This is a genomic window from Ornithinimicrobium sp. (genome assembly GCF_051004135.1).
GTDB lineage: Bacteria > Actinomycetota > Actinomycetes > Actinomycetales > Dermatophilaceae > Ornithinicoccus.
The window spans coordinates 1-16,945 of sequence record NZ_JBPCKQ010000089.1 but is presented as its reverse complement, the minus strand read 5'-3'; the positions used below and the strand labels follow the sequence as shown (position 1 = coordinate 16,945).

Annotated in this window: 22 protein-coding genes and 3 tRNA genes; 6 read left to right on the top strand and 19 right to left on the bottom strand. The window is 70.1% G+C overall.

Annotated elements, in window-relative coordinates; all coding sequences use genetic code 11:
• The 5 genes from ACR2FV_RS05170 to ACR2FV_RS05150 form a co-directional block, all read right to left on the bottom strand.
• Nucleotides 1–256: transposase (locus ACR2FV_RS05170; RefSeq protein WP_434014632.1), on the bottom strand; the 256-nt coding region annotated here is incomplete at its 3' end.
• A 36-nt stretch (nucleotides 257–292) separates the two neighbouring features.
• Entirely contained in the window at nucleotides 293–661 is a 369-nt protein-coding gene (locus ACR2FV_RS05165) for a hypothetical protein (RefSeq protein WP_434014631.1), read from the bottom strand.
• Between the two features lie 195 nt (nucleotides 662–856).
• Nucleotides 857–929, bottom strand: a tRNA-His gene (locus ACR2FV_RS05160).
• A gap of 107 nt (nucleotides 930–1,036) precedes the next feature.
• Nucleotides 1,037–2,056 (bottom strand): YihY/virulence factor BrkB family protein, encoded by a 1,020-nt coding sequence (locus ACR2FV_RS05155; protein ID WP_434014630.1) that lies wholly within the window; start codon nucleotides 2,054–2,056, stop codon nucleotides 1,037–1,039.
• Nucleotides 2,057–2,107: 51 nt separating this feature from the next.
• Nucleotides 2,108–2,180: transfer RNA gene (locus tag ACR2FV_RS05150), tRNA-Lys, on the bottom strand.
• A gap of 69 nt (nucleotides 2,181–2,249) precedes the next feature.
• Between ACR2FV_RS05150 and tdh the strand changes: the two genes are divergently transcribed.
• Both tdh and ACR2FV_RS05140 read left to right on the top strand, forming a co-directional pair.
• Entirely contained in the window at nucleotides 2,250–3,305 is a 1,056-nt protein-coding gene (tdh, locus tag ACR2FV_RS05145; protein WP_434014629.1) for an L-threonine 3-dehydrogenase, read from the top strand.
• Between the two features lie 12 nt (nucleotides 3,306–3,317).
• The gene (locus tag ACR2FV_RS05140) at nucleotides 3,318–4,508 is read left to right on the top strand and encodes a glycine C-acetyltransferase (RefSeq protein WP_434014628.1); all 1,191 of its coding nucleotides are present in this window, start codon (nucleotides 3,318–3,320) and stop codon (nucleotides 4,506–4,508) included.
• A gap of 69 nt (nucleotides 4,509–4,577) precedes the next feature.
• Here the strand turns inward: ACR2FV_RS05140 and corA are convergent, their stop codons facing one another.
• From corA to ACR2FV_RS05125, 3 genes are read right to left on the bottom strand one after another with little or no spacing between them, the layout of a single operon-like run.
• Nucleotides 4,578–5,555 (bottom strand): magnesium/cobalt transporter CorA, encoded by a 978-nt coding sequence (gene corA / locus ACR2FV_RS05135; protein ID WP_434014627.1) that lies wholly within the window; start codon nucleotides 5,553–5,555, stop codon nucleotides 4,578–4,580.
• A gap of 13 nt (nucleotides 5,556–5,568) precedes the next feature.
• Nucleotides 5,569–5,895, bottom strand: a complete 327-nt coding sequence (locus ACR2FV_RS05130; protein ID WP_434014626.1) for a GroES family chaperonin — start codon at nucleotides 5,893–5,895, stop codon at nucleotides 5,569–5,571.
• A 14-nt stretch (nucleotides 5,896–5,909) separates the two neighbouring features.
• Entirely contained in the window at nucleotides 5,910–6,209 is a 300-nt protein-coding gene (locus tag ACR2FV_RS05125) for a DUF3618 domain-containing protein (RefSeq protein ID WP_434014625.1), read from the bottom strand.
• A 109-nt stretch (nucleotides 6,210–6,318) separates the two neighbouring features.
• Between ACR2FV_RS05125 and ACR2FV_RS05120 the strand changes: the two genes are divergently transcribed.
• Nucleotides 6,319–6,792, top strand: a complete 474-nt coding sequence (locus tag ACR2FV_RS05120) for a peroxiredoxin (protein WP_434014624.1) — start codon at nucleotides 6,319–6,321, stop codon at nucleotides 6,790–6,792.
• Here the strand turns inward: ACR2FV_RS05120 and ACR2FV_RS05115 are convergent.
• Nucleotides 6,757–7,311: a PGPGW domain-containing protein gene (locus tag ACR2FV_RS05115; protein ID WP_434014623.1), complete on the bottom strand. Its 555-nt coding sequence runs from the start codon at nucleotides 7,309–7,311 to the stop codon at nucleotides 6,757–6,759. The two genes, ACR2FV_RS05120 and ACR2FV_RS05115, sit on opposite strands and share 36 nt — an antisense overlap.
• 69 nt (nucleotides 7,312–7,380) lie before the next feature.
• On the opposite strand from ACR2FV_RS05115, the gene ACR2FV_RS05110 reads away from it, so the two are divergent.
• A tRNA-Leu gene (locus tag ACR2FV_RS05110) sits at nucleotides 7,381–7,462 on the top strand.
• A 44-nt stretch (nucleotides 7,463–7,506) separates the two neighbouring features.
• On the opposite strand, the gene ACR2FV_RS05105 is transcribed toward ACR2FV_RS05110, so the two are convergent.
• The 7 genes from ACR2FV_RS05105 to murI form a co-directional block, all read right to left on the bottom strand.
• On the bottom strand, nucleotides 7,507–8,499 hold the full coding sequence (locus ACR2FV_RS05105) for a homoserine kinase (RefSeq protein ID WP_434014622.1): 993 nt from the start codon (nucleotides 8,497–8,499) through the stop codon (nucleotides 7,507–7,509).
• Nucleotides 8,496–9,581: a threonine synthase gene (gene thrC, locus ACR2FV_RS05100; protein WP_434014621.1), complete on the bottom strand. Its 1,086-nt coding sequence runs from the start codon at nucleotides 9,579–9,581 to the stop codon at nucleotides 8,496–8,498. The genes ACR2FV_RS05105 and thrC overlap by 4 nt, the downstream gene beginning before the upstream one ends.
• A gap of 27 nt (nucleotides 9,582–9,608) precedes the next feature.
• Nucleotides 9,609–10,271, bottom strand: coding sequence for a non-canonical purine NTP pyrophosphatase (locus tag ACR2FV_RS05095; RefSeq protein WP_434014620.1), 663 nt, complete (start codon nucleotides 10,269–10,271; stop codon nucleotides 9,609–9,611).
• Nucleotides 10,268–11,062, bottom strand: a complete 795-nt coding sequence (rph, locus tag ACR2FV_RS05090) for a ribonuclease PH (RefSeq protein ID WP_434014619.1) — start codon at nucleotides 11,060–11,062, stop codon at nucleotides 10,268–10,270. Before rph ends, ACR2FV_RS05095 begins: the two co-directional genes overlap by 4 nt.
• Before the next feature lie 23 nt (nucleotides 11,063–11,085).
• Entirely contained in the window at nucleotides 11,086–12,672 is a 1,587-nt protein-coding gene (locus tag ACR2FV_RS05085; RefSeq protein WP_434014618.1) for a molybdopterin-dependent oxidoreductase, read from the bottom strand.
• A 103-nt stretch (nucleotides 12,673–12,775) separates the two neighbouring features.
• Entirely contained in the window at nucleotides 12,776–13,549 is a 774-nt protein-coding gene (locus ACR2FV_RS05080) for an MBL fold metallo-hydrolase (protein ID WP_434014617.1), read from the bottom strand.
• Nucleotides 13,550–14,365 carry a glutamate racemase gene (gene murI / locus ACR2FV_RS05075; RefSeq protein WP_434014616.1) on the bottom strand — a complete coding sequence of 272 codons (816 nt, stop codon included), beginning with the start codon at nucleotides 14,363–14,365 and terminating at the stop codon, nucleotides 13,550–13,552. It lies immediately after the preceding gene.
• Between the two features lie 3 nt (nucleotides 14,366–14,368).
• Here murI and ACR2FV_RS05070 point away from each other — a divergent pair, with 3 nt between their 5' ends.
• Both ACR2FV_RS05070 and ACR2FV_RS05065 read left to right on the top strand, forming a co-directional pair.
• Nucleotides 14,369–14,581, top strand: coding sequence for a hypothetical protein (locus tag ACR2FV_RS05070; RefSeq protein ID WP_434014615.1), 213 nt, complete (start codon nucleotides 14,369–14,371; stop codon nucleotides 14,579–14,581).
• Complete coding sequence (locus ACR2FV_RS05065; RefSeq protein ID WP_434014614.1) at nucleotides 14,578–14,970, top strand: type II toxin-antitoxin system VapC family toxin; 393 nt, start codon at nucleotides 14,578–14,580, stop codon at nucleotides 14,968–14,970. The genes ACR2FV_RS05070 and ACR2FV_RS05065 overlap by 4 nt, the downstream gene beginning before the upstream one ends.
• 2 nt (nucleotides 14,971–14,972) lie before the next feature.
• Here ACR2FV_RS05065 and ACR2FV_RS05060 read toward each other — a convergent pair whose 3' ends face one another.
• The 3 genes from ACR2FV_RS05060 to ACR2FV_RS05050 form a co-directional block, all read right to left on the bottom strand.
• Nucleotides 14,973–15,746 (bottom strand): fumarylacetoacetate hydrolase family protein, encoded by a 774-nt coding sequence (locus ACR2FV_RS05060; protein WP_434014613.1) that lies wholly within the window; start codon nucleotides 15,744–15,746, stop codon nucleotides 14,973–14,975.
• 28 nt (nucleotides 15,747–15,774) lie between these two features.
• Nucleotides 15,775–16,137, bottom strand: a complete 363-nt coding sequence (locus ACR2FV_RS05055; RefSeq protein WP_434014612.1) for an Hpt domain-containing protein — start codon at nucleotides 16,135–16,137, stop codon at nucleotides 15,775–15,777.
• The coding region (locus tag ACR2FV_RS05050; RefSeq protein WP_434014611.1) for a response regulator at nucleotides 16,134–16,945 on the bottom strand (812 nt) is incomplete at its 5' end. The genes ACR2FV_RS05055 and ACR2FV_RS05050, both read right to left, overlap by 4 nt.

Sequence of the window (16,945 nt, the reverse complement as noted above, 5' to 3'; positions counted from 1 at the left end):
ACCCGCCCGCGGCGTACTTCCACCGGGCATCGAAGGCGAACCGGTCCACCGCCTCCCGGTCGCTGCACCCCTCGATCCGCTGCAACACCATCACCACCGCCACCACCATCGGCGGCACACTGCGCCGCCCCACATCGGTGAACAAGTCCGCGAACATCTCATCCGGAAACAGCCGGTAGCACTCCCGGTGCAACAACCCATAGATCGACTCCGGCGCCACCCGCGGCTCGCAGTACCCGACCGTGGAACGGAACAAGTCCGCCTGCCTCGGCGTGATCCCCAACGTCATGACTCAACCCGCGGTCGATATGTCAGCGCCATAGGCACATCCTCCCGGGGCAGCCCAACCCGCCACGGGACCGCCACGCGGCAAAAAACACCAGCCACCTAGAGCGACCAGCCACTGCTCGGACCACTGCCGCAGCGTCATACTCGCGGCCGCGGCGCGCTCGCCCTGGGCCTTGCGGACGGCTCGACGCTCAGCAGGCGGCACGAAGAGGCCACGGGCAACGTCGGCCCTGGCGATGTTCAGCGCGGCCTTGGCATCGCCGAGGGTGTCGAACATGCCGAGGGCGACGGTACGCCCCTCGTGGTCCATCCTGACCCGATAGCGGCCTCGGTAGAGGGAGAGTCCCCGAGGCAGCTTCGAGAGCGAGGCCATGCGTCCTCCAGGTGTGCCAGGTGCTGTTCGTGCCGGGCTTTAAACCGAAACCGTGACAGCAGTGTGACAGAAATTTTGCTGTCACATGCCTAGACGTGCACAGTCCTGCTCAACAAGAAGGACGATTTGATCGCGCATCGCTACACGTCAGATGGGGTCTTACCTGCGAAAACAGAGAGGCATCGCCCTTGAGAGGGTGAGTGACGGGACTTGAACCCGCGACATCCGCGACCACAACGCGGCGCTCTACCTGCTGAGCTACACCCACCATGCGCCGTCTGCAGCATCGAGCCGTTCAGGCAACGCCGACCATCGTACCTGCTGGGCGGTCGTGCTCCGGACCACTTCAGCCGGCCCGCAGCGGTGTCTGGGCGGTTACTTCTCGAGCCGCCCCTCCGCGGCCTTGATTCGGATGCCCCGCATCTTGCGGACACGCTCCTGCTCCGCTTCCTCCTTCTTGACGACCCCTGAGCTGTCCCGGGGCGGCAGCTGGATCTCGTGCTCGGCCGGCAGCCCGGAGCGCAGCTGACGGCTGCGCTCCAGCTCGGAGTCGATCTCAGCCCCCAGGATGAGCACGATATTGGTGATCCACAGCCAGACCAGAAGCACGATCACTCCGGCCAGGGCGCCGTACGTGGCGTCGTAGGACTTGGATTGGGACACGTAGAACCCGAACCCGGCAGTCGCGATACCCCAGACCACGATGGCCATCAGCGCGCCCGTGCTGAACAGCCGAAGCTTCGGATACTTGACGTTGGGGGTGCCCCGGTAGAGCAGGCCCACGATCCCGACCACCACGAGGAACATCACCGGCCACTTCGCAATGCCCCAGACGGTGACGGCCGTGCTCCCGAGCCCGACGACGTTGCCCACCGCCTCGACGATGCCGCCGGTGAACACCAGTGAGAAGGCCACCAGCATCACCAAGACCAGCACGATCAGGGTGATCAGCACCATCCATGGCCGCAGCTTCCAGATCGGCCGGCCTTCCTGCACCCCGTAGACCTTGTTCATCGCCCGCGAGAAGGCGTTGACGTAGTTGGAGGCGGCGAAGAGCGCCCCGGCGAGACCGAGGATCAGGCCCAGGCTCGCCCCGTCGACGTCCTGGAGGTTGTCGATGTAGTCACCGATCGTCGTCAAGGAGTCGCCACTGACGCCCAGCTCGCCGAGCACATCGAGCAACGCCCGGGTGGTGTCCGAACCCTGGCCGAAGACACCGAGCAGTGAGGTCAACGCGATGATGGCCGGGAAGAGCGACAGCACCGCGTAGTAGGTCAGCGTCGCCGCGATGTCCGGACCGCCGTCCTCCAAGAACTCGGCGAACCCCCGCTTGAGGGAGTTGACCACGTCGGGCTTGGCGGTGACCCGCCGGGGCGCGGGAGTGGAGGTGCTCACGAGAGCCCAGTGTGCCGCATACCCAGGGACGGATCCGCAAGGCAGAAGGAGTGCGCCAACAGGGACTCGAACCCCGAACCCGCTGATTAAGAGTCAGCTGCTCTGCCAATTGAGCTATTGGCGCGACAGCGCAGAAGACTAGCACCGGGCCCCCGGCACACGAAATCAGTTCGGTGTCGGCGAGGATGGCCCCATGCGCGCCCTCGTCAAGACCCACGCCGGCCCCGGGCTCGAGCTGATCGAGGTGCCGGAGCCCTCCCCGGCCGAGGGCGAGGTCAAGATCCGGGTGCTGCGGGCAGGGTTGTGCGGCACCGACCTGCACATCGAATCCTGGGACGACTGGGCCGCCTCGATGCTGGCACCGCCACTGATCGTGGGCCACGAGCTCTACGGCGAGATCGTCGAGCTCGGTGCGAGCGCGCCGCAGGGCGCCGGCAAGTACGACCTGGCCGTCGGCATGCGCGTCTCGGTCGAGGGGCATGTGATCTGCGGGGTATGCCGCAACTGCCGGGCGGGGCGTCAGCACATGTGCGTGCGCACCTCCAACCTGGGCGTCAACCGCGACGGGGCGTTCGCCGACTACGTCTGCGTTCCGCATACCAACGTCTGGGCCCAGCCCGATGACATCGACGCCGACCTCGGCGCGGTCTTCGACCCGCTCGGCAACGCCGTGCACACCGCGCTGAGCTTCCCGATGAGCGGCGACGACGTGCTGATCACCGGCGCCGGCCCCATCGGGGTGATGGCCGTGGCCATCGCCCGGCACATCGGGGCCCGGTATGTCGTGGCCACCGACGTCTCGGACTACCGGCTCGACCTGGCGCTGGCCGCCGGGGCCGACCGCGTGGTCAACGTGACGCGAGACCGGGTGGCGCCGGTGCAGACCGACCTGGGCATGGCCGAGGGGTTCGACGTCGCGCTGGAGATGTCCGGCCATCCGTCGGCGATGACCGAGCTGATCGACAACTGCACGCACGGCGCCAAGATCGCGATGCTGGGACTGCCCGGCGGGCCGTTCGCCATCGACTGGGGTCCGGTGATCACCCGGATGCTGACGATCAAGGGCATCTACGGCCGCGAGATGTATGACACGTGGTACCGGATGACCTTCATGATGCAGACCTCACCGGTGCTGCGCGACCGCATCCGGGCGGTCATCACCCACCGCTACCCAGCGGACCGCTGGGACGAGGCCTTCGCCGCCGCTCGCTCGGGCGAGTGCGGCAAGGTCGTCATGGACTGGAGCTGAAGGAGACACCCAATGTATGCCGTGAAGCAGGAGCTGGCCGCCGAGCTGCAGCAGATCCGCGACGACGGGCTCTACAAGCAGGAGCGCCAGATCACCACGCCGCAGTCCGCGCACATCGCCACCACGGCCGGTGAGGCGCTGAACTTCTGCGCCAACAACTACCTCGGGCTCGCCGACCACCCCGACGTCGTCGCGGCGGCCCACGACGCCCTGGACGAGTGGGGCTTCGGGATGGCCTCGGTGCGCTTCATCTGCGGCACCCAGACCCAGCACCGCGAGCTGGAGACCCGGCTCGCCGAGTTCTCCGGCACGCCGGACGCGGTGCTCTTCGCCTCCTGCTTCGACGCCAACGGCGGCACCTTCGAGGTGCTGTTCAGCGCCGAGGACGCGATCATCTCCGACGCGCTCAACCACGCCTCGATCATCGACGGTGTCCGGTTGTCCAAGGCCCGGCGGTTCCGCTACGCCAACCGCGACATGGACGACCTGCGCACCCAGCTCGAGGCGGCGCAGGAGGGCGGGGCCCGCCGGATGGTGGTGGTCACCGACGGCGTGTTCTCGATGGACGGCTACTACGCGCCGCTGAGTGAGATCTGCGACCTGGCCGAGGAGTTCGGCGCGATGGTCTTCGTCGACGACTGCCACGCGACCGGCTTCGTCGGCGAGGGCGGCCGCGGCACCGCCGAGCACTGCGGTGTCCTCGGCCGCGTGGACATCATTACCGGCACCCTCGGCAAGGCGCTGGGCGGTGCCAGCGGCGGGTATGTCGCAGCGCACCCCGAGATCGTGGAGCTGCTCAAGCAGCGGGCCCGGCCCTACCTGTTCTCCAACGCGGTCGCCCCCTCGGTCGTCGCCGGATCACTGAAGGCCCTCGAGATCGCCCGCGACGCCTCGGCCCCCCGCGAGCAGCTACGCGCCAACACCGAGCTGTTCCGGTCGCTGATGACCGAAGCCGGCTTCGAGCTGCTGCCGGGCAGCCACCCGATCACCCCGGTAATGTTCCCCGGCGACGACGGTGCCCGTCGGGCCGCGCAGATCGCCGACGCCATGCTCGCCCGCGGGGTCTACGTCATCGCGTTCAGCTATCCGGTCGTGCCCAAGGGCCAGGCCCGGATCCGGGTGCAGCTGTCGGCCGCGCACAGCGAGGACGACGTGCGGGCCTGCGTGGACGCGTTCGTGGTCGCCCGGGACGAAGTCGACTGACCCACCCGACCGTTGTGCGCGCAGGATCCCTGGCAAATGGGAGCTCGAGGGCGCAGACTCCCCAGCGAGTCAAAGCCAGCCGGACCGGCGAAAGGCCCGGTACAGGCTGACGCAGATCACGGCCATCAGGACCAGCACCGCGGGGTAACCCCAGGTCCAGGTCAGACCAGGCATGTTCTCGAAGTTCATGCCGAAGATCCCGGCGAGCAGGGTGGGCACCGCAGCGATCGCGACCCAGGCACTGATCTTGCGCATGTCGTCGTTCTGCTGCACGCCGATCTGAGCCAGGTGGGCGTTGAGCACGTCGGTGAGCAGACCGTCGTAGGTGTCGATGTGGTCGACCACCTGGATCAGGTGGTCGGCGACATCGCGGAACTGCAGCCGCAGCTCGACCGACTCGATGGGACTCCGCTCACCATGCAGCCACTGCACCGGGCGGAGCAGGGGTGCGGCCGCGCGTCGGAACTCCAGCACCTCGCGCTTCAACAGGTAGATCGTGGACGACTTCGCCCTGTCCCCGGTGGTGAAGACCGTCTCCTCGATCTGCTCCAGGTCGCGCAGGACCTCGATGTCGATGGCTCGGTAGGTGTCCACGATGGCGTCCAGCACGGCGTGGAAGACCGCGGCGGCCCCGTTGTCGATCATCGTCTGCGGGTTGTGCTCCAGCTCGTGGCGCACCCCGACCAGCGGGGCGGCCTCCCCGCGCCGGATGGTGACCACGAAGTTATCAGCGAAGAAGATCATCACCTCCCCGGTCTCGATGTCCGAGGTGCTCTCGACGTAGCGCAACGTCTTCAGGACGGCGAAGACAGTCTGGTCGTAGTGCTCCACCTTGACCCGTTGGTGACCGTTCACGGCGTCCTCGACCGCCAGCGAGTGCAGTCCCAGATCGTGTCTGACGCCGTCGAACTCGCTGTCGGTCGGGTCCTTCAGACCGATCCAGACGAAGCCGGTGCGCTCGCCGGACGCCAGCGACGACAACGCCTCGGACAGGTCGGGGCAGGGTAGGCGCCGCCCTTCGGAGTAGAGCGCCTGATCGACGATCATGATGACTGACTCCTCACAGGTAGAGCCCGGTGCGGCCGTCCTCGACCCGCTCGGCGGCCACCGCATGGATGTCGCGCTCACGCAGCAGGACGTATGCCGTGCTGCCGAGCTCGACCTCGGCGCGGTCCTCCGGGTCGAACAGGACGCGGTCATCGAGCTCCACCTGACGCACGTGCTGGCCGGTGGCCACGACCCGCGCCCAGGACAGCCGCTTGCCCACGGACGCCGTGGCCGGGATGACGATGCCACCACCGGAGCGCCGTTCGCTGTGCTCGTCCTCGGTGACGACCAGCACCCGGTCGTGCAACATCCGGATCGGCAGCCTGCCGGGCTCGCTCATCGGCGCGGCGAGTCTCAGCCGCGGTAGAAGGCCCGGCGGGCCAGGCCCAGCACGAGCGCCACTGCGGCAACCGCCCCCAAGGCCTGGGCGACCAGCTCGAGCCGGATGCTCCCGTCCTCGTTGCGGACGGTCCCGTCCACCTTGGCCTTCAGCTGGGCCTTCTGCGCGTCGAGCTTCTCCGTGCCCCGTCGCTTGATCTCCTCCGGGCTGGCCCGGAACGCGAGCTCATCGACGGTGCGGGCGAGGCGGTCCCGGCTGGCGGAAAGATCGGCCTCGATCTCCTCGGTGGAGCGCGTCGCCTTCGTGTCGGCCATGTGCCGTCCCTTCGTATGCAGGTCTGCTGGGGGCTACCTGATCAACAGGTAGCAGTCGCCTGAGACGATAACGCAGAACACCACCCCACGAGTCCTCAGGAGGCTCCGCATGCCGCGACTCGAGGTCGGGCAGCCCGCACCCGGCTGGACTCTCCCGGACCAGCACGGCAACAACGTCTCGCTGAGCGACTATGCAGGCCGGGACCTGATCATCTACTGCTACCCCGCGGCGATGACCCCCGGCTGCACCACCCAGGCGGGTGACTTCCGCGACAACCTGGCGGTCTTTGAACAGCGCGGGTATGCCGTGGTCGGCATCTCACCCGATGCCCCGGCCAAGCTGGCCGCCTTCGTGGCGCAGGAGGACCTGACCTTCCCCGCCCTGTCCGACGCCGACCGAAGCGTGCTCACCGCCTACGGCGCCTACGGGGAGAAGAAGCTCTACGGCAAGACCGTGACCGGTGTCATCCGGTCCACCCTCGTCGTGGACGGCACCGGCACGGTCCGGCTGGCGAAGTACAACGTCCGCGCCACAGGGCACGTCGCGTCACTGGCTCGAGCACTCGGCGTCACCCTGGTTTGACCGGTTGCGCCGCTCCTCGTCCCCGACCCGGGTGGCACCCGAGCCCTCGACGCGGGCGGAGCGGTCGACCTGCTCGGCGTCGAGACCCCGGAAGCGCCGCACGCTGTAGACCACGAGCACGAGCCCGATGATCCCGCCGGCGATGATGCTCGCCGCGGTGGCCCAGCCGCCCGGCAGCCACCATGGCTCGCCGACCGGCCACCAGTCCGGGACCGGGGGCTGCAACCCGTAGACCACGCCGACGCCTATGACGATGCAGGCCGACAGTGCGCTGAAGACGATGCGCGGCCAGGTCGCGACCCCCTCACGAGCCGCCTGGAGGGCCCGTCGCTTGACCGGCTCGACCTGACGCTCGGCCCAGGTGTACTGCTGGGACAGCACGACGATGCCGGCGAAGAGGGTCAGCAGCCCGGGACCGGGCAGCACGAGAGCGGCGATGCCCACCACGACCAGGGTCCAGCCAAGGACCTCCAGCCCCGTGCGGCGCAACACGCCGCGCACTCTGCTCCGACTGCTCACGAGACCAAGCATGTCATGGTATAGCGGGAGCACCATCGGTCGAAGGGACGACATACGATCGTCGCGCACGCGCTCGTGGTGGAACTGGTAGACACGCAGGATTTAGGTTCCTGTGCCTACGGGCGTGCGGGTTCGAGTCCCGCCGAGCGCACGCGAGGCCGGCTGTCAGACCGGTGAGGTCCTCCGGGTGCCCGCTCAGGGCTCCTCGGTGGGATGCACGAGCAGCCCGTGGTGGGCGATGCCCGGGCGCAGCACCTGCCAGTCCCGGCCCCAGCCGCGGGCCTCGGCCTGCACCAGGTCGGCGAGGTCGGTGCGGACCAGCGCGAGCACGCTGGGCCCGGCCCCGGAGACGACCGCCGCGTGCCCGAGGGCGCGCAGGGTGTCGACGGCGGCCATCGAGCCGGGGTATGCCGGGCGTCGCTGCTCCTGGTGCAGCCAGTCGCAGGTGGCGTCCCACAGCACACTCGGGTCGGTGGTCAGCGCGTGCACGAGCAGCGCGGACCGTCCTGCCTGGTGGACGGCGTCCTGGCGCAGGACGTGGGTGGGCAGCACAGCGCGGGCCGTCGACGTGGCCAGCCGGTCACCGCGGGGCACGAGCACGACCGGCTCGATGTCCTGGCGGACACTGAGGTGCACGGTGCGCACGACCTGCGCAGTCGGCATCCACGACACCGTCAAGCCGCCGTAGGCACTGGCCGAGGAGTTGTCCGGGTGGCCCTCCCACACGCCGGCGTGGGTGTTGACCAGCCGTAGCGTCGCCGTGGACAGGCCCTCCCGTGCGAGCAGTGCGAAGCCCAGCCCCAGCCCGCCCACGACGGCGGCCGCCGAGGACCCGAGGCCCGCCGACATCGGGATGACGTTGGCGCAGCGCAGGTGCAGCCCCAGCCCGCGTCGCGCCAGGTCGTCGAGCCAGCCGACCCCGCTGATCTCCAGGGCCTGCCGCAGCGCCCGCGCCACCAGGTGGCTCTCGTCGCGAGCCAGCTCAGCCGCGCCCTCCCCGTGCAGCTCGAGCTGCAGTCCGGGCTCGGCGGTGAGGGTGACCGCATACTCGTCGCGCAGTCCCAGCCCCAGCCCCATCGTATCGAAGCCGGGCCCGAGGTTGGCGGTGCTGGCCGGCACCCGGACCCGCACGGTGCGGCCTGGGTGAAGCCAGACGTCGGGGGCGAGCTGCATCGTCGCGCCGCTCACTCCTGCAGCCCGAGCGCCTGCGCGGCGCTGACCGCGTCGACCGAGACGCGGGTCGGCTCGATGTCGGAGCCGTCGGCCATCCGCAGCGCCCACTGCGGGTCCTTGAGCCCGTGTCCCGTCACCGTGCAGACCACGGTTGCCTCCGCGGGCACTCGACCGGCCTGGGCCATCGTGAGCAGCCCGGCGACCGAGGCCGCCGAGGCCGGCTCCACGAAGATGCCCTCCCGCGCCGACAGCAGCCGGTGCGCCTCCAGGATCTGCTCGTCGGTGACCGCCGCGATCACCCCGCCGGACTCCTCGCGCGCGTCGATCGCCTGCTGCCACGACGCCGGGTTGCCGATCCGGATGGCCGTGGCCAGGGTGTCGGGGTGGTCCACCGGGTGGCCCAGCACGATCGGCGCCGAGCCGGCCGCCTGGAAGCCCCACATGACGGGGCGGTGGGTGGCCGGTCCGGGCTGCTCGGCGTCCTGGGTGTACTCGCCGTAGCCCTTCCAGTAGGCCGTGATGTTGCCGGCGTTGCCGACCGGCAGGCAGTGGATGTCCGGGGCGTCGCCGAGCACGTCGACCACCTCGAAGGCTGCCGTCTTCTGCCCTTGGATGCGGGCGGGGTTGACCGAGTTGACCAGCTCGACCGGGTAGGCCTCGGCGAGCTTGCGGGCCAGCGTCAGGCAGTCGTCGAAGTTGCCGTCGACCTGCAACAACGTGGCACCGTGCGCGATCGCCTGGGACAGCTTGCCCATGGCGATCTTGCCGTCGGGCACCAGCACACCGCAGGTCATCCCGGCCTTGGTCGCGTAGGCGGCGGCGCTCGCGCTGGTGTTGCCGGTGGAGGCGCAGATGACCGCCTGCGCACCCTTGTGGGCGGCCTGCGAGATGGCCGTGGTCATCCCGCGGTCCTTGAACGAGCAGGTCGGGTTGAGCCCCTCGTACTTGATGTGCACCTGCGCGCCGACCCGCTCGGACAGGTGCTCGGCCGGGATCAGCGGGGTGCCCCCCTCGCGCAGCGTGACCACGGTGGAGGTCAACGACTCCGGGAGCCGATCGGCATACTCGCGGATGACGCCGCGCCACTGCTGGACCATGGGTTCCTTCGGGATGGGGGTATGCGGTCAGCCGACCGGTGCGAGCGCCTGCGCCAGGTCGGTGGCCAGGGCTCGGAAGGCCGCACCACGGTGGGAGACGGCGTGCTTCTGCGCCGAAGAGTACTGCGCCAGGGTCCGGCCGTCGGGCAGCTCCAGCAGCGGATCGTAGCCGAAGCCGCCACTGCCCCGGGGCGCGCGGGTGAGCACCCCGCGCACACTGCCCTCGCGGACGATCTCGGTGCCGTCGGGGGTGACCAGCGCGGCGGCGCACACGAAGCCGGCGCCGCGGTGCTCCTCGGGGACGTCGGCGAGCTGGGCGAGCAGCAGCTCGTTGTTGGCGCTGTCCTTGGATGTCGTGTCCTTGGCTGGGCCGCCGACCCCGGACCAGCGCGCGCTGAACACCCCGGGACTGCCGCCGAGCACGTCGACGGCCAGGCCGGAGTCGTCGGCAAGGGCCGGCAGCCCGGTGGCCTGGACCGTGGCCCGGGCCTTGAGCAGCGCGTTGGCGGCGAAGGTGACCCCGGACTCCACGACCTCGCCCACCTGGGGGAAGTCCTCGACGCCGACCAGGCTCAGTCCGGTGCGGTGCAGCGCGTCGGCCAGGATCTCGCGCAGCTCGACCACCTTGTGCGCGTTGCGGGTGGCCAGGACCAGGCGGGGGTCCGCGGTCCGCAGGGAGGACTGACTCACCGCAGCACCGCGCCCGCGGCGTGTGCGTCGGAGCCCCCGATGTCGTCGGCACCCAGCGCCGCCGCCTGCCGGGCGACCAGCTCGGCGCACCCGTCGGTGGCCAGGTCCAGCAGCTCGTCGAGCATCTCGCGGTCGAACGGCACACCTTCTGCCGTGCCCTGCACCTCGACGAAGCGGCCGTCGCCGGTCATCACGACGTTCATGTCCGTCTCGGCGGTGGAGTCCTCGGGGTAGTCCAGGTCGAGCACCGGCTCACCGTTGACGATGCCGACGCTCACAGCGGCCACGGACCCGGTGATCGGCTCGGCCTTGCGGGCGATCCACCCCTTGGCGCGGGCGGTCTCGACGGCGTCGACGAGCGCGACGTAGGCGCCGGTGATGGCGGCGGTGCGGGTGCCACCGTCGGCCTGCAGGACGTCGCAGTCGAGCTGGATGGTGTTTTCGCCCAGCTCCTTGAGGTCGACCACGGCGCGCAGGCTGCGCCCGATCAGCCGGGAGATCTCATGGGTGCGTCCGCCGATGCGCCCCTTGACCGACTCGCGGTCGCTGCGGGTGTTGGTGGACCGGGGCAGCATGGCGTACTCCGCGGTGGTCCAACCCTGACCACTGCCCTTGCGCCAGCGTGGCACGCCTTGGCTGAACGAGGCGGCGCACAGCACCCGGGTGCGGCCGAACTCGACCAGCACGCTGCCCTCGGCGTGGTCCAGCCAGTTGCGGGTGATCCGCACCTCACGCAGCTGGTCGGTTGTGCGTCCGTCGTGGCGGCGTCCGGTCTCGGGGGTCGCAGTCATGGCCCCAGGCTATCTGCGTCCGCTCACGCCACCGTCACGTCGATGGTGTGCCAGCCGGTGGCGCCGTCGGGTGCGGGCGGCGCCAGGTCCGGGGTCTGGGTCTCCCCATCCTTGTTGGTCGCTCGCACCACGATGGTGTGCTCGCCCGACGTGGCGTCCCACGGCAGCCGCCACTGCCGCCAGGTGTCGGCGCTCACGGCGTCGGCGAGCTCGGCCTCCTGCCACTGGCCACCGTCCACGCGCACCTCGACCCGCTCGATGCCGGTCTGCTGGTCCCACGCGACCCCGGCGATCACGGTGCTGCCGGACTGCACCGTGCTCCCGCCGCGAGGCACGTCGATGCGGGACTGCACCTTGATCGGTCCGCGCGGGCTCCACCCGCGGGGCGTCCAGTAGCCCTGGTCCTGGTCGAACCGGGTGACCTCCAGGTCGACCACCCACTTGGTCGCCGAGACGTAGCCGTAGAGACCGGGCACGACCATCCGCACGGGGAAGCCGTGCTCGGCGGGCAGCGGCTCGTCGTTCATCCCCACGGCCAGGATCGCGTCACGGTCGTCGGTGAGGGCCTCCAGCGGGGTGCCCGCGGTGAAGCCGTCGGCGCTGGTGGACAGCACCATGTCGGCGTCGCCCTGCACCCCGGCGCGCGACAGCAGCTCGCGGATCGGCAGTCCCGTCCACCGGGCGTTGCCGATCAGGTTGCCACCGACCTCGTTGGACACACAGCACAAGGTGACGACGGTGTCGATGAGCTCCTCGTCGAGCAGCTCGTCGAAGGTCAGCTCGACCTCGGTGTCGACCATGCCGTGCACCCGGATGCTCCAGGTCCCGGGGTCGACCTGCGGGACCGAGAGCGCGGTGTCGATGCGATAGAACGTCTCGTTGGGCGTGACGTAGGACGCGAGGCCGTCGATCTCGAAGTCGGCGTCGGCCGGGATGGTCACCGGGGTGCGCGAGCCTCCGGTGGCCACGCGGCCTCTCAGGTCCGCCCGGGCCGCCTCGACGACCTGAGCGGCCTGGCCCAGGGTGCGTCCGAGATACATGCCGGCAGCGCCCAGCACGGTCAGACCGGCACCCCAGACCAGCACGCCCCGGCGGCTCGGGCTCGACTGTGTGGAGTCGGCGGCCGCACCGGCCGCCCCGCTCGACCGCGCCGCCCCTCGGGCCAGCCAGGCCAGCACGCCGAGGCCGGCCAGGGTGCCGAGCACGGTCGGCGCCACGTCGAGCGCGGCCGCGTTGGGGCGGGTCAGGACCGCGAGGCTGCCCACCACCCCCACGAGCGCAAACAGGACCAGACCGGTGGTGCGCCACCGGGTCGTCACGACGCCGAGGACGGCGCAGACCAGGGCCAGCGTCGCGCCCATCCCGACGAACAGCGCGATCTTGTCGGCGGTGCCGAACAGGTCGACGGCGAGGTCCTTCAGCCAGGGCGGGGTGCGGTCGACGAAGCCACCGCCGACCGCGAGCAGCGGCGAGGGGGTGCCCCCGGCGTTGCCAGAACGCGCGAGCGCCAGCGCCAGCAGCTCGGCCACGCCGAGGGTGACCGCCCCTGCGGCGATCCCGGCCAGCGGGGCACCGATACGTGAGGACATGAGGTCCAGTCTCTCAGTCATCGAAGCATCCACTCCTGACGGAAGGGTGACGATGCCGTCACGGTGTGCTCCGCGTCGGCTCAACAGGACTTCGTATGCCGGGCCCGCCGCGGATGGCGGGGCGCTACAGCTCCAAGCGCAGACCCGGCTCGGCGAGCTCGACCGGCGCCCTGCCGCACCACACCTGCGCGGCCTGCGCCCGGCATACCTCGGGGTCGTTCCAGGCGGGGAGATGGGTGAGCATCAGCCGGCGCACGCCGCCGGCTGCGACGGCGGCCTCGGCGGCCCGCCGCCCGGTCAGGTGCACCCCACGCTCGGTGTCGCGGTCCTCGACGAAGGCGCACTCCGCCAGCACCAGGTCGGCCCGGCTCATCAGCGGGGCCAGGGCGTCACAGCTGTCGGTGTCACCGGTGTAGGCCAGCGTGACCGCGCCGGCGCTCACCCGGAACCCGAACGCCGGGACCGGATGGCGCACGGCATACGGGGTGATCCGGAACGGCCCGATGGCGACCTCCCGGCGGTCGTGCAGCTCGACGAAGGCGAAGCTGTCCTCGACGGACTCCCCGTGCTCGACGCCGTGCGCACGCGCAAGGCGGTCGGCGGCACCGGGCGGGGCGTGCACCGGCAGTCGACCGCTGACCTGCCCGCTTGGATGGTGGGTGCGCATGACATGCAACCCGGTGAGGTCCAGGCAGTGGTCGGGGTGCAGGTGGGTGAGCAGGACGGCGTCGAGCGCCAACGGGTCGGTATGCCGTTGCAGCGGGCCCAGCGCACCACTGCCGAGGTCAAGCAGCACACTCCAGGTGCGACCCGCCTGCTCGGCCTGCACCAGGTAGCAGCTGGCGGGACTGTCGGGCCCGGGGAAGGACCCGGCGCAGCCCACGACGCTCAGGCGCACCTACTCATCCATCCTGCCCACGAAGGCCTGGTGCACGCGCTCGACCTCGGGACCCAGGAATCGGCGGGCCAACGGGGTGAAGCCGTGTGGGTCACCCGTGGTGAGGAACTGGTGCGTCGGCTCCCCCTGGTCCTCGGGGCGCAGCTGCCCGGTGTCGGTGAGCACCTTGAACAGCTCGGCGGCGGTGGCCTCGGCGGAGGAGACAAGGGAGACGCCGTCACCCAGGATGTAGCTCAGCGCCGAGGTGAGCAGGGGGTAGTGGGTGCAGCCCAGGATCAGCGTGTCGATCTCGGCGGCCTGCAGCGGCGCTAGATAGGCCCGGGCGGTCTCGATCACCTCGGGGCCGCTGGTCGTGCCCTCCTCGACGAACTCCACGAACCGGGGGCACGGCTGGCTGAGCACCTCGACGTGCGGCGGCGCGGCGGCGAAGGTGTCGAGGTAGGCCTTGGACTGGTGGGTGGCCTGGGTGGAGATCACGGCGACCCGGCCGGTCCGGGTGACCGCCATCGCGCGGCGGACCGCGGGCCGGATCACCTCGACCACCGGCACGTCGTAGCGCTCGCGCGCATCGGCCAGCATGGCCGCCGAGGCCGAGTTGCAGGCGATGACCAGCGCCTTGACGCCGTGGTCCACCAACCGGTCCAGACACTCCAGGGCGTAGTGCCGCACCTCCGCAATCGGCCGGGGGCCGTAGGGGGCGCGGGCGGTGTCGCCGAGGTAGAGCACCGACTCGTGCGGCAGCTGGTCGAGCACCTCGCGGGCCACGGTGAGACCACCGAAGCCGGAATCGAAGATGCCGATCGGGGAGTCGGTCACACCTTGCAGATTACGCGCCGACCCCGACTTCGGCGCGACCACCTGGGCTGGCGCACCCTCCTCGATGTTCGCGCTCGGCTCATCCAGCTGATCCTCCAGGACTGGGCAGCCGGTGGGCACTCCCCGTCGGCGCGCGCCGCAGCCCGCGCCTCCCTCGGCGGATCGCTGCCCGGCTCCTCCGCGCTCTACCGCAGGAGCGAGGACTGGCCGGAGTGATCGTCGCCGACGCGAGCTGGATCATCGCCCTGAGGGATCCGTCCGACCCGCACCACGACGTAGCGACGCGGATGAATCTGGAGGCACTAGACGAAGGGGTGCTCCTCCACCCGGTGACCTTCGCCGAGTGCCTCGTGGGACCCGCGATGCTGGACCGGCTGGACGAGGCGGCCGCCAGTCTGCGCGCAGCCGTCGAGGTCACTGACGTCGATCGCGAGGCACCCCTGCGCTGGGCCCGCTTGCGAGCGAGCACCCGACTGCGCCTTCCCGACGCCGTCGTCCTGGGCACGGCCCTGTCCCACGGGGCCAGGACCGTGCTTACCTTTGATCAGCGACTCGCCGACGTCGCTGCCGCCCACGGCATCGGGGTGCACAGCCCCGACCCGTGAGCTCAGTCGGCGCGGACGAACGGGTTGCTCATCGCGCCGATGCCCTCGACCTCGACCTCGACCCGCTGCCCCGGCTCGACCAGGCCCACACCGGCCGGGGTGCCGGTCAGGATGACGTCCCCGGGCAGCAGCGTGAAGGCCGCCGATACGTACTCGATCAGCGCGCCCACCCCGTGCACCAGGTCGGCCGTCGTGCCGTCCTGGCGGACCTCGCCGTCGACCCGGCTGACCACCGACAGGTCGTCGATGTCCAGGTCGGTCTCGATCCACGGGCCGAGCGGGCAGAAGGTGTCCATCCCCTTGGCTCGCGCCCACTGCCCGTCGTTGCTCTGCAGGTCGCGGGCGGTGACGTCGTTGGCGACCGTGTAGCCGAGGATGGCCGTGCCGGCCTGCTCGGCGCTGACGTCCTTGCACAGCCGGCCGATCACCACCGCCAGCTCGGCCTCGTAGGAGACCTGGGTGGTCACCGACGGGATGACGACCGGGTCGTCCGGACCGCATACCGCCGTGTTGGGGATCAGGAACATCAGCGGCTCGGCGGGCACCTCGCCGCCCATCTCCGCGGCGTGGTCGGCGTAGTTCTTGCCGATCCCGATGATCTTGGAGCGCGGGATGACCGGGGCCAGCAGCCGCACCTGGTCGACCCGGTGCGTCGCGCCGGTCAGCTCGATCCGGGTGTAGAGCGGGTCGCCGCTGATCTCGGCGATCTTCTCCCCCGCCCCGTCGACGAGCCCGAACATGGGGTCATCCCCCGTGGTGAACCTGCAGATCCGCATGGGTCATACCGTAGTGCCCGCGCTGTGCTCAACGCGTCAGGAAGCCCCGGAGCTCGGACTGAAAGCCCGTCAACTCGGCCCGCAGCTCTGCCACCTTGGAGGGCACGTTGGATGCCGGGCCCTCCCAGTGCTCCAGCTCCTGGCAGATCCCGGCGAGTCGGGTGCCGCCGAGGGTCGCGCTGCTGCCCTTGAGCGAGTGCGCGGTCTGCCGTAGCCGGGTCAGGTCGCCCTCGTCGGCGGCGCTGCTGATCTCGGTCATCAGCTCGGCTGCCTGTCCCTCGAACACCTGCGCCAAGCTGAGAATGAAGTCGCCACCGGGGTCATCGAGCGACTCTTGGAGGTGCTCGAGCACCGCACGGTCCAGCGTCGGCACTTCCGGAGCCGAGGTCATGAGGAGACCGTCGACGGTGCGGCGATCCACTTCTCCAGCACCCCGGCGAGCACCTCGGCCTTCACCGGCTTGGACACGTAGTCATCCATGCCGACCGCCAGGCACTTGTCACGGTCCTCGGTCATCGCCCCTGCTGTCATTGCGATGATGGGGACGCGGCTCTGGGATCCCTGACGATCCCTGATCTCGACCGTCGCGGTGAAGCCGTCCATCACCGGCATGTGGCAGTCCATGAGCACCGCGGAGTACTCGACCGCAGAGATGGCGTGCAGCGCTTCCTCGCCGTTGGCCACCAGATCCACCTGGTAGCCCAGCTTGGTAACCATCGCCTCGGCGACCATCTGGTTCAGGGCGTTGTCCTCGACCACGAGGACCCTGCCCAGGGATACCATGGTGCCGTGCGCTTCGGGCTCCGGACGTTGCGTGAGCTTCTGACTACGAGTCATCATGCGCACCAGGCGGTCGTAGAGGTCCGAGGTGCTGACGGGCTTGTTCAGCCACTCCTCCACGCCTGCCTCGGCCGGGTCTGTGGCCTGTACCTGGCCACCCGACGTCAACATCATCATCCGCGCACCGCCGAGCACTCGATCGGAGGAGATCAGGTGTGCGAGCTGGAGGCCGGTCATCCCAGGCATGCACATGTCCAGCATCACGACCGCGTAGGGCCGGCCGGCTACGGCTGCAGCCCGCATGGCGGGCACCACGGCCTCGGGATCTGCCAGGGTCGTGGCACGGGCCCCCCAGGCGACGAGCTGGGACTCCAGTACCAGCCGGTTGGTCGCATTGTCGTCGACGACCAGCACAGGCA

Coding starts and splice junctions, on each gene's coding strand:
- ACR2FV_RS05125 (WP_434014625.1), bottom strand. CDS start 6,209: ATGGCCGACACGAAGGCGACGCGCTCCACCGAGGAGATCGAGGCCGAT.
- corA (WP_434014627.1), bottom strand. CDS start 5,555: ATGATCGTCGATCAGGCGCTCTACTCCGAAGGGCGGCGCCTACCCTGC.
- rph (WP_434014619.1), bottom strand. CDS start 11,062: ATGACTGCGACCCCCGAGACCGGACGCCGCCACGACGGACGCACAACC.
- ACR2FV_RS05130 (WP_434014626.1), bottom strand. CDS start 5,895: ATGAGCGAGCCCGGCAGGCTGCCGATCCGGATGTTGCACGACCGGGTG.
- ACR2FV_RS05055 (WP_434014612.1), bottom strand. CDS start 16,137: ATGACCTCGGCTCCGGAAGTGCCGACGCTGGACCGTGCGGTGCTCGAG.
- tdh (WP_434014629.1), top strand. CDS start 2,250: ATGCGCGCCCTCGTCAAGACCCACGCCGGCCCCGGGCTCGAGCTGATC.
- ACR2FV_RS05060 (WP_434014613.1), bottom strand. CDS start 15,746: ATGCGGATCTGCAGGTTCACCACGGGGGATGACCCCATGTTCGGGCTC.
- ACR2FV_RS05085 (WP_434014618.1), bottom strand. CDS start 12,672: ATGACTGAGAGACTGGACCTCATGTCCTCACGTATCGGTGCCCCGCTG.
- thrC (WP_434014621.1), bottom strand. CDS start 9,581: ATGGTCCAGCAGTGGCGCGGCGTCATCCGCGAGTATGCCGATCGGCTC.
- ACR2FV_RS05120 (WP_434014624.1), top strand. CDS start 6,319: ATGCCGCGACTCGAGGTCGGGCAGCCCGCACCCGGCTGGACTCTCCCG.
- ACR2FV_RS05165 (WP_434014631.1), bottom strand. CDS start 661: ATGGCCTCGCTCTCGAAGCTGCCTCGGGGACTCTCCCTCTACCGAGGC.
- ACR2FV_RS05140 (WP_434014628.1), top strand. CDS start 3,318: ATGTATGCCGTGAAGCAGGAGCTGGCCGCCGAGCTGCAGCAGATCCGC.